The 8,265-nt window shown below is 71.1% G+C and carries 11 protein-coding genes and 2 pseudogenes; 5 read left to right on the forward strand and 8 right to left on the reverse strand.

The genetic code is table 11. The features are described 5' to 3' along the window. The 3 genes and pseudogenes from Y694_RS24980 to Y694_RS22755 all read left to right on the forward strand — a co-directional run. Positions 1–189 (forward strand): annotated as a pseudogene (locus tag Y694_RS24980) (methyl-accepting chemotaxis protein); the annotation flags it as partial. 104 nt (positions 190–293) lie between these two features. Further along, positions 294–470, forward strand: coding sequence for a hypothetical protein (locus Y694_RS24450; protein WP_155935857.1), 177 nt, complete (start codon positions 294–296; stop codon positions 468–470). Continuing rightward, positions 461–2,086: a PAS domain S-box protein gene (locus Y694_RS22755; protein WP_155935858.1), complete on the forward strand. Its 1,626-nt coding sequence runs from the start codon at positions 461–463 to the stop codon at positions 2,084–2,086. Before Y694_RS24450 ends, Y694_RS22755 begins: the two co-directional genes overlap by 10 nt. Positions 2,087–2,117: 31 nt before the next feature. Here the strand turns inward: Y694_RS22755 and Y694_RS17880 are convergent, their stop codons facing one another. Genes Y694_RS17880 through Y694_RS17900 form a run of 6 tightly spaced genes read right to left on the reverse strand, consistent with a single transcriptional unit; the run spans position 2,118 to position 5,095 of the window. Continuing rightward, a complete protein-coding gene (locus tag Y694_RS17880) occupies positions 2,118–2,483 on the reverse strand; it encodes a DUF2917 domain-containing protein (RefSeq protein ID WP_036234982.1) in 366 nt (121 codons plus the stop codon). A 19-nt stretch (positions 2,484–2,502) separates the two neighbouring features. Beyond that, entirely contained in the window at positions 2,503–2,985 is a 483-nt protein-coding gene (locus Y694_RS17885) for a cupin domain-containing protein (RefSeq protein ID WP_036234985.1), read from the reverse strand. Positions 2,986–3,006: 21 nt separating this feature from the next. Then, complete coding sequence (locus Y694_RS17890) at positions 3,007–3,690, reverse strand: dienelactone hydrolase (protein WP_231497754.1); 684 nt, start codon at positions 3,688–3,690, stop codon at positions 3,007–3,009. After that, positions 3,672–3,860, reverse strand: a complete 189-nt coding sequence (locus tag Y694_RS26160; protein ID WP_231497755.1) for a hypothetical protein — start codon at positions 3,858–3,860, stop codon at positions 3,672–3,674. The genes Y694_RS17890 and Y694_RS26160 overlap by 19 nt, the downstream gene beginning before the upstream one ends. 24 nt (positions 3,861–3,884) lie before the next feature. Further along, positions 3,885–4,166, reverse strand: a complete 282-nt coding sequence (locus tag Y694_RS17895) for a putative quinol monooxygenase (RefSeq protein WP_011828346.1) — start codon at positions 4,164–4,166, stop codon at positions 3,885–3,887. Further along, complete coding sequence (locus tag Y694_RS17900; RefSeq protein WP_231497756.1) at positions 4,151–5,095, reverse strand: isocitrate lyase/phosphoenolpyruvate mutase family protein; 945 nt, start codon at positions 5,093–5,095, stop codon at positions 4,151–4,153. The genes Y694_RS17895 and Y694_RS17900 overlap by 16 nt, the downstream gene beginning before the upstream one ends. A gap of 115 nt (positions 5,096–5,210) precedes the next feature. On the opposite strand from Y694_RS17900, the gene Y694_RS17905 reads away from it, so the two are divergent. Beyond that, positions 5,211–6,173: a LysR substrate-binding domain-containing protein gene (locus Y694_RS17905; protein WP_036234988.1), complete on the forward strand. Its 963-nt coding sequence runs from the start codon at positions 5,211–5,213 to the stop codon at positions 6,171–6,173. Positions 6,174–6,180: 7 nt separating this feature from the next. Here Y694_RS17905 and Y694_RS17910 read toward each other — a convergent pair. After that, positions 6,181–6,785: pseudogene (locus Y694_RS17910) on the reverse strand (2-hydroxychromene-2-carboxylate isomerase). Further along, on the reverse strand, positions 6,782–7,681 hold the full coding sequence (locus Y694_RS17915) for a CmcJ/NvfI family oxidoreductase (protein WP_036234995.1): 900 nt from the start codon (positions 7,679–7,681) through the stop codon (positions 6,782–6,784). Before Y694_RS17915 ends, Y694_RS17910 begins: the two are co-directional and overlap by 4 nt. 272 nt (positions 7,682–7,953) lie before the next feature. Here Y694_RS17915 and Y694_RS17920 point away from each other — a divergent pair. Then, the coding region (locus Y694_RS17920) for an urease accessory protein UreD (RefSeq protein WP_036234991.1) at positions 7,954–8,265 on the forward strand (312 nt) is incomplete at its 3' end.

Below are 8,265 nucleotides of genomic sequence, written 5' to 3' on the forward strand. Positions count from 1 at the left end.
CCGCTCGCGCTGCCGGCTCCGACCCCGGCCAAGCCGCCCAAGGCCGCCGCGGCGCCGATGATCGAGCGACGCGGCCCCAACCGCGCGACCAACGTGGTGCGCCCGGCCTTCCAGGCCAAGGCGCCCTCCTCCACGACTGCCGAGGCGGCAGCGGCCCGCAGCGGCACCGACGACTGGGAATCGTTCTGACGGTTCGCGCCACCCCGCACGAAGCGCCGCGACATCGCTGATCGCGGGCGCCCGCCCGGCGTTACAGTCGGCGCTTCGTCCTGTTCCCGGGGGCTGAGCGCCGCATGGATTCGGTCTTTCGACGTCGGGCAACGCAGGTCGCGCTGGGCATCGGCGCGATCTACATCGTCGCCGGCATCGCCTGGATCTTGCTGTCCGATGCGCTGGTGCTCCAGGTCTCGAACGACATCGACTGGCTGACGTTCGCCCAGCGCTACAAGGGCATCGCTACGTGCTCTTGAGCGGCCTGCTGGTCGTCGCGCTGGTGCGCACCGGCAACCTGGCGCTGCTGAAGGCCCAGCAGCGGCTGCACATCGGCGAGGTGCGGGTGCAGGACCTGTTCCAGCACCACCCGAAGCCGATGTGGGCCTTCGACGAGGAGACGCTGCGCTTCATCGCGGTGAACCACGCCGCGGTCGCGCACTACGGCTATACCGAGGCCGAATTCCTGGGCATGCTGGCCACCGACATGCGCCCGCCCGAGGACGTGCCGCAGATGATGCGCCTGCTGAGCGAGACGCTGACGCCGCACCACGATGCCGGCATCGTGCGTCACCGCAAGAAGAACGGCGAGCTGTGCCATGTGCACGTGAGCCTGCACCGCATGCGCATCCGGCACCGCGACAGCGTGCTGGTGATCGCCGACGACGTGACCGACGAGGTCCGCACGCGCGACGCGCTCAAGCGCCAGGAACTGCAGTTCCGCCAGCTGCACGACAGCCTGCAGGAAGCGCTGTGGATCGGCAAGGACGACGTGCGCGAGATGCTCTATGCGAGCCCGGCGTTCCTGACGATCTGCGGCCACTCCGCGCGCTCGCTGCTGCAGGACCGCACGCTGTGGCTGTCGCTGGTGCACCCGGAGGACCGGCCGATCGCCGAGGAATCGCTGCTCAACCTGGTGGCGTTCGGCAGCGCGCAGTGCGAGTACCGCATCTGCCGTCCGGACGGCAGCGTGCGCTGGGTGGCCGACCGCAAGCGCCGCATCGTCGACGCGAGCGACGGCTCGCGGCTGGTGGGCGGGATCATCGAGGACATCACCGACGTCCGGGCGGCCGCGCAGGCCCTGCGCGACGCCAACGAGCAGCTGGAGGAACGCGTGCAGGCCCGCACCGCCGCGCTGCAGTTCGCCAACGACGAGCTCGACGCCTTCGCCCGCACGGCCGCCCACGACCTGAAGACACCGCTGAACGCCATCATCGGCTTCATCGGCCTGCTGCGGGCACGCTATGCGCCGGCGCTGGGCCCCGAGGGGGACCGGATGAGCGCGCTGGTGGAAAGCTCGGCGCGCGGCATGAACCACCTGATCAACGACCTGCTGGCGCTGTCGCAGGTGGCGACGCACCAGTTGCAGCCGGTGTCCGTGGACCTGAGCGCCATCGCCCGCGACGTGGTGGCCGAGCTGCGGCAGTCCGAGCCCGGCCGCCAGGCCGAGGTGAGGATCGAGGACGGGCTGCACGCGCAGGCCGACCCCGGACTGGCCCGCTCGCTGCTCATGAACCTGATCGGCAACGCCTGGAAGTACTCGGGCAAGCGCGCGTGCGCCGAGATCGAGGTGGGCCGTGTCGAGTCTCCGGACGGCACGGAGTTCTTCGTGCGCGACAACGGCGCCGGCTTCGACACGCGGCAGGCGGACAAGCTCTTCAAGCCCTTCCAGCGGCTGCACGAAGCGTCGGAGTTCAGCGGCACCGGCGTCGGGCTGGCCACCTGCCAGCGCATCGTGCGCCGCCATGGCGGGCACATCCGCCTGAGCTCGCAGCCCGACGTGGGCACCACGGTGTTCTTCTCGCTCTCCGGCCGCGCCAGGACGCGCCCTGCCGACGAGCCGCCGCGCGACTCGGGCTTCGCGCGGCTCGCCTGACCTGACCGGCAGCGGACGCGCCGGCGAGGGCTCAGGCGGTCGGCGTACCGCGCTGCTCCGCCACGTGTTCGCGCTGCAGGGCGATCCGCAGCCGGCAGCGTGGCATGCCGACGACCAGCGGCTTCCCGCTGGCCGGCACGCGCCGGACGTCACCCGGCGAAAGGATCGTGTCGGCCAGGCACCCTTCCCGCGTCAGCCACGCCGTTCCGCTCAGGCATGCGACCCACACGTCCGTCGGCGAGGTGATGCGGTAGGGCTCGGCGAACGCGACGTCCACCTCCAGGGCGTCGGGTCGCGACACGGCGCCCGGTCGGCGCCAGAGGCGCAGCGCTGCACCCACGGTACGCTCCAGGCGTTCGTTCCACGCGATCAGGACGTGGCGAGAGCTCGGCTTCATGATGCGGGCGGGGGGTCCGTCAATACGGATCGCCGTTCTTGTGCAGGAACTGCCACCGGCCGCCCTCGCCCAGCTGCGCCACGAGGTCGTCGTCCGGGTAGATCGCGCTGTCGCCAGCGGTCCTGTCGCCCACCACCAGGAAGAGGCAATCGTGGTCGGTGCGATTGACCAGCCGGTGCGCGTCGCCGCTGCCCGCGCGGAATCCGGCGCACATGCCGGGCTGCAGCGGCGTCTCGCCCGCGTCGGTGACCAGCGTCGGCGAGCCCGCCACGACGTAGACGAACTCGTCCTGCCGGCGGTGCGCGTGCCGCAGCGCCGACACCGCGCCGGGCGCCAGCAGCGTCAGGTTGACGCCGAAGTTCGACAGGCCGAAGGCATCACCGAGCGGACGGATGACGCGCCCCGCCATGCGGGACGCGAAGGGCTCGGGATAGTTGGACGGCTTCGTCCGCACGGCGGCCTGGAGCGCGTGGATCGCCACCGGCTTCTGGTCCTCATTCATCGGTTCCTCCGACTCTGGATGTCATGGGTTCGCCGCCACGGTCCGGGACTCGACGAGGCGGCGGGTCAGGAACGCCAGGATCTCGTCGCGCGCCGCCAGCGTGGGCTGCCCGGCTTCGTCGATCAGGTGCGCGGTGACCACGCTGTGAGGGGTGGGCACGTGCTGCGCGAAGAACGACGGAACCTCCGTGTTCGCGGCCGCGTCCGGAAGCACCCGCGCCACGAACCGTTCGCCCAGCGCCTCGGCGTAGGCCGCAAAGCGCTCGGCCCTGCAGAACCGGTCGCCCTGGAAGCGGAAGGCGAGGACCGAGAGGTCTTCGCTGTCGAGCCGTTGGCGGACGGCCGCGATCTCGTCGGGCGAGATCTCGATGCCGCCCGGATCGTCCAGCGGCAGCGACGGCTGCGACAGCACCGGCGCCAGCATCGCGGGCTCCAGCATCATCGACAGCGCGAAGTTGCCGGTCCAGCACATGCCGATGGCGCCGACACCGGGCCCGCCGCACTCCTGGTGCGCCAGCCGCGCCAGCGACCGGAGCCAGTGGGTGACCGGACTCGACCGGTTGCCACCGTCCCGGCCGGCGAAGGCCCGGAACTCCGCGCTCACGCACGCCCGGCGGAACACGGCGGCCCCTTCGTCGGCATGGGCGACCGCACCATCGCGGCCGAACAGCGACGGCATGTAGACGGTCAGGCCCGCGTCGCGCACCCAGCGGCCGAAGCGCGCGACGTGGGGCTGATGCCCGGCATCTCGCTCAGCACGATCACCGCCGGCCCCGTGCCAGCCACGTGCACCACCTTGGCCATGCCGTCGAGCGTGATCTCGCGATGCGCGAAGTCCTCGAGCGCATCGTCGTCCTCCAGGCTGCGCTGGGTCATCGTGGGTTCTCCCTTTCCGCGCGTTCAGAGCGTGCCCTGCTCCAGGCCGTGCAGGTAGTTGAATTCGGGGGCCTCGACGCCGGCACGTCGCCGGATCTCCTCCAGCCCCGGCGATTCGAAGAAGGCGCGGGCCTCCGCGAGCGATGTCCATCGCGAAAAGTGAACCACCCGGTTGGCATCGTGCTCGTCACGCAGGAGCTGGTAGCTCAGTTCACCGGCGCGCCGGCGCAGCGCGGCGGCCTCGTCGAAGACCTGCTTCCAGGCCGCGTAGTCGCGCACGGAGTGGATGATCAGCACGTGGTCCATCGGGTCTCCTGGATGTGGATCGTAGGAACGGGGGCCGGCCGCTGCGCGATGCCCGGCGCCGAAGTCATGACGCCCCCCCGGGCGTAGGGTGCGAAGCATCGGCCGAGCTCGGCCCCGCTCACGGCAGCCCGTGCATAGGACGCGCTGCCGTGCTCTCGCAACTCGCTCGCCGCGCGCAGGAACTCGCCGAACGCGGCGCGTGTCAGTAAGGCGCCGACGCTGATGCGCCGCACCCCGAGCTGCGCCAGCTCCGGCGCCCCCAGCTCCAGGCACGGGTCGCCGAGCATCACGTTGACGGGCCGATCGACGGAGCGCACGACGGTCGCGATGTCCTGCGGGCGGATCAGGCCCGGCGCGAACAGCACATCGGCGCCGGCCTCCTGGTAGGCCTGCAACCGCGCGATGGTGTCCGCCAGATCCGGCTGGCCGACGCGGTAGTTCTCGGCCCGCGCCGTCAGCACGAACGGGAACGGCAGCGACCGCGCCGCTTCCACTGCGGCGCGGATGCGCTCGGCGGCGAACTCGCGCGCGTAGAGCCGGTCACCAGGGCCGCTGCGTGCATCCTCGATGGAGCCGCCCACGACGCCGGCGTCGGCCGCGAGCCGGAGGGTCCGGGCCACGACTTCGGGTGCGTCGCCGAAGCCGTTCTCGAGATCGGCGGTGACCGGGAGGTGGGTGGCCGCGGCGATCTCGGCCAGGTGCGCCATGAGCGCTTCGCGCGGGACGCAGTTGTCGGGCACGCCGCGAGAGAAGGCGTAGCCGGCGCTGGTGGTCGCCAGGGCCTCGAAACCCAGCCCCGCGAGCAGCCGCGCGCTGCCCACGTCCCACGGGTTCGGCACGATGAAGCCGTCGGCGCGGGCATGCAGCGCCCGGAACGCCAGCGCCTTAGCGTGCCGGGAGGGCCACGAAGCGGGCGGGTCGGTTGTCACCACGGTCTCCGGTTGAAGCAGGGGCCGGCACGCATGCCGGTTCGAGGTTCGGATTACAGGACCGCGCCGCCTGTGCTTCAATCGATCATTCCGTCGCATCGCATACGCTCCAGGAATGTCACTCCCTCTCGTACGACTGCCGTCGCTCGACCTGATCCGGGGTTTCGTCGCGGTGGGACGCCGCATGAGCATCACGCTCGCGTCGCAGGACCTGTGCCTCACGCAATCCGCCGTCAGCCGGCAGATCGGCGCGCTGGAAGAGCAGCTCGGCGTGAAGCTGCTGGTCCGCGGCTACCGCTCCATCGCGTTCACGGCCGAAGGCGAACGGCTGTTCCGCAGCGCCGACGGCGCGGTGCAGCAGATGCAGGACGTGATGGGCGAGATCCACACCACCGGCGTGCTGCGACCGGTGATGCTGAGCGCGAGCATCGGCGTGACGGGCCTGTGGCTGCTGCCGCGGCTGAGCCGGTTCCAGAAGCTGCATCCGGGCGTGGACCTGCGCGTGTCCGCGAACAACCGCGTGGCCGACCTGCGCAGCGACGGCATCGACCTGGCCATCCGCTACACCACGCCGGCCTTGGCGCCGGCCGGGGCGACCCGCCTGTTCGGCGAATCCGTCGCGCCGGTGGCCCACCCTTCACTGGGCCTCAAGTCCCTGCGGTCGGCGCAGGCGCTCGCGAAGGTCTCGCTGCTGGAGTTCGACGACCCGACGCACCCCTGGCTGCGATGGGGCGACTGGCTCGGTGCCGCAGGCTGGTCCGACGTGCGGCACCAGGGCATGCTGCACTTCAACCAGTACGACCAGGTGATCCAGGCCGCGCTGGACGCGCAGGGCGTGGCGCTGGGGCGCATCGAGCTGATCCAGCCGCTGCTCGACGCCGGCCGGCTGGTGCGGCTGGCCCCACCGAACCACCGTGCGGACATGGAGCACGCCTACTGGCTCATCCTCGCCAACGATCGTCCCCGCGCCGACATCCGTCGCGTGGCGGAGTGGATAGAAAGCGAGGCGCGAATGTCGGCCGAGCCCGCTCTCGCGGCCCCGCAGACGGCACCGAAGCCGCGCGCCCGGCGTTCCTGAGTCGTCCCTACGCCAGCGCCTGGACGCAGTGGTCCAGGGCATCGTCCAGGCGATCGTTGCCCCAGAACATGTCGTCGCCCACGAAGAACATCGGCGCGCCGAAGATCCCTCGCCGCGCCGCCGTCTCCGTCTGCTGCCTCAGCCGCAGCTTGTTGGCCTCGGACTGCGCCTCGTCGATGATCTGCCGCGCCGGCAGGCCGAGCGCCGTGAGCACCTCCGTCACCACCTTGTTCGTATCGATCTCCCGGTCCTCGCCGAAGTTGATCGACATCACGCGCCGGCAGTAGGCGCCGATCCAATCCTGCTCGGCCCCCACGAGCGCCACGCGTGAGGGCAGCAGCGACGAGCGGGGAAAGCCCGAGGGCCGGTCCATGCCAGGTCGTACTTGCGGCACTGGCGCACCATGTCCTGCCAGACGTAGTCGCCCTTGGCCTTCTGCAGCACGAAGGGCGATGTCTGCCAGCCAAAGCTCCGGAAGATCGGCCCCAGCAGGAAGGGCTTCCAGCGGACTTGCACGCCGCGCCGGGCAGCGCAGTCCTCGATGCGCATCACGCTGAGGTAGCTGTAGTTGCTGGCGAACTCGAACCAGAACTCGATCGGCGCGGCGCTCATTGCGCGTCTCCGTAGACCACGAGGCAGCGCAGCTCGATGCTCTCGCGCAGCGGCGCGCCGGCGGGGATGTCGGGCAGGTCGAAGGCGGTGTGCGGTGTGAACCGGGCCACGCCGCTGACCCGGGAGTCGTACTGCTTGAACACCAGCGCCTCATGGCGGTCCATCTGCGAGAAGTAGGACCATCGATGCAGCGGCGAGTGCAGCGCGACGTAGATCTCGCCGGTGCGGCGCGGGTAGCGCACATCGCTGACCACGAGGTCCGAGACCGTCAGCGTGCGCGCGTCGCACACCGCGAGCGGCGTGTCCAGCACCGGACCCTTGATCGACCGCCACACGTTGACGATGGCGAACCGCCTGACGCGGGCCACCGCCTCGGGATCGTCCAGCACGAGCGCCAGCCGCTTGCGGCCGGAGGCTTCCGTGTAGTCGTTGTGGATGCGGCCATTGGCCGCGGCCACGTCGTTGGCGCGTTGCCGGCCGAACGTGAGTGCCGCGCGATCGGGTTCGCGCCGGCGCACCAGGTGGTCGAAGACGTAGGCGCGCGTCGCGCCGGTCGCGGCCAGCGCCAGTTCTGCGGCCTCGGGGTAGTAGCGGGCCCGGACCGCTTCGGTGTCGAGGAAGTCCGTGACGGACGTGGGCGCGTCCCACAACGCGTAGCCCTCGCTATCGATGCACGGCGGCTTGTCGGCGAGGCGCGCGTCCCGGATCTCCATCTGCCGCGGCTCGTACTCGCAGTTCTCCCACGGTGTGCCCGGCGGCGGCTCGCAGGCATAGCTGTACGGACGCTCCGCGGTGGGCTGGAGGTAGTTCAGTCGCGCCAGGACGTGCCTGCCTCGGCGGGGCGACGGGCCGGGGGGAGTGCGCAGGGGCTCGAGCAGAGGGGTCAGCGTGTTCATGGGGGCTCCGGAGGTTCGTTCATCGAACGAGCAGAGCCCGGAACCGATCGCCTGGGTCGGTTCGCCGCGGGCGCTGCTGCGAGACCCATTGAACCCATCGCCGACGTCCGCCTCAAGCGACATCTGGGGCGCTTCGCATGCGCCGTACGCATGTTGCGAGGTGCGGATCATCGTCCCGTCCGGAGCTGGATCCACGAGGCTCGAGCGAGCGGCTAGAGTTGCGGCCAATCGCTCGCGCCCTCCGCGTCCCTCCCCCGCTCCGCACGCATCCCATGGCCTGGCTCGGCAGCCTCGACCTGCACTACCGCCCCGATCCCGACGCCCCCGCGGCGGCGCTTCCCCGCACCATCGGCCGCGGCGTGCACAGCGGGCCGCTGCGGGTGCTGCAGAGTCTGTACCCCGAAGGCCCGGGCATCTGCCACCACGTGCTGGTGCATCCGCCGGGCGGCATCGTGGGCGGCGACGAGCTGGCGCTGACGGCGCAGGTCGACACCGGCGCGCACGCGCTGCTCACCACGCCGGGCGCCACGCGCTTCTACCGCAGCGGCGGCGACGCCGCGCTGCAGACGCTGACCGCCCGGGTG

The organism is Methylibium sp. T29-B, assembly GCF_000576225.1.
Classification (GTDB): Bacteria; Pseudomonadota; Gammaproteobacteria; order Burkholderiales; family Burkholderiaceae_C; genus Methylibium; species Methylibium petroleiphilum.

Excerpts from the sequence above, each read along its gene's own strand:
- Y694_RS24450 (WP_155935857.1), top strand. The coding sequence starts at position 294 with ATGGATTCGGTCTTTCGACGTCGGGCAACGCAGGTCGCGCTGGGCATC.
- Y694_RS17880 (WP_036234982.1), bottom strand. The coding sequence starts at position 2,483 with ATGAAGCCGAGCTCTCGCCACGTCCTGATCGCGTGGAACGAACGCCTG.
- Y694_RS17885 (WP_036234985.1), bottom strand. The coding sequence starts at position 2,985 with ATGAATGAGGACCAGAAGCCGGTGGCGATCCACGCGCTCCAGGCCGCC.
- Y694_RS26160 (WP_231497755.1), bottom strand. The coding sequence starts at position 3,860 with ATGACCCAGCGCAGCCTGGAGGACGACGATGCGCTCGAGGACTTCGCG.
- Y694_RS17895 (WP_011828346.1), bottom strand. The coding sequence starts at position 4,166 with ATGGACCACGTGCTGATCATCCACTCCGTGCGCGACTACGCGGCCTGG.
- Y694_RS17905 (WP_036234988.1), top strand. The coding sequence starts at position 5,211 with ATGTCACTCCCTCTCGTACGACTGCCGTCGCTCGACCTGATCCGGGGT.
- Y694_RS17915 (WP_036234995.1), bottom strand. The coding sequence starts at position 7,681 with ATGAACACGCTGACCCCTCTGCTCGAGCCCCTGCGCACTCCCCCCGGC.